This window comes from Mesorhizobium sp. M4A.F.Ca.ET.050.02.1.1, assembly GCF_003997725.1.
GTDB lineage: Bacteria > Pseudomonadota > Alphaproteobacteria > Rhizobiales > Rhizobiaceae > Mesorhizobium.
This window is the reverse complement of the sequence record NZ_RZSG01001411.1, coordinates 1-615: the sequence shown is the minus strand read 5'-3', so window position 1 is coordinate 615 and position 615 is coordinate 1. Positions and strand designations below refer to the sequence as shown.

The 615-nt window shown below is 58.7% G+C and carries 1 protein-coding gene; it reads right to left on the bottom strand.

Going from position 1 to position 615, the window contains the following annotated elements:
- Positions 1-269: 269 nt before the first annotated feature.
- Positions 270-615: iron-containing alcohol dehydrogenase (locus tag EOA33_RS37840; RefSeq protein ID WP_127407852.1), on the bottom strand; the 346-nt coding region annotated here is incomplete at its 5' end.

Sequence of the window (615 nt, the reverse complement as noted above, 5' to 3'; positions counted from 1 at the left end):
GCACTTTCCCCGTGAATTTGAACATGTGTTCTCTCCGTTGAACTGACGCCAGTGGACGCCTGCGATGCGGTATCGTTTTCGTGTGACAGCCAGATGAAAGTCTTATGAAACCGGCACGCCGCAGTACGAAAAAGTAAACTCTTTTTAACCGGTTGTAGCAATCGCTCCGCGATTATTTTTCCGGCTAAGCATTCCGCTCCTTGCCTTTTGCCCTATCCCCTTCCCTTTCCCCTCGTTTCAAGATCAATTTCCGGCGCCGCGATCGCCGCTCACACCGCGCCGGCGATGGCGTTTTCAAGCAGCGTGAGTGCCCCTTTCTTGGTCAGCTTGACCGGGTTGCCGCTGGCGGTCGGATCGACCACCGCCATGTCGGCGATCAGCCCCTTGCGCTTCTTGTCCATGTCGAGACCCTTGATCAGGCCGGGCAGCGCATGCGGCACCTTGAGCTCCTTGCGCAGCTTGATGATCGCCTTGGCGAAACCGTCGAAGCCGCCCTTGATGCCGCAATAGGCGGCGAGCCGGGCGATGCGCTCGTCGATGGCGTCACGGTTGAAGGCCAGCACGTAGGGCATGAACACGGCGTTGGTCATGCCGTGATGGGTGTCGTAGAGCGCG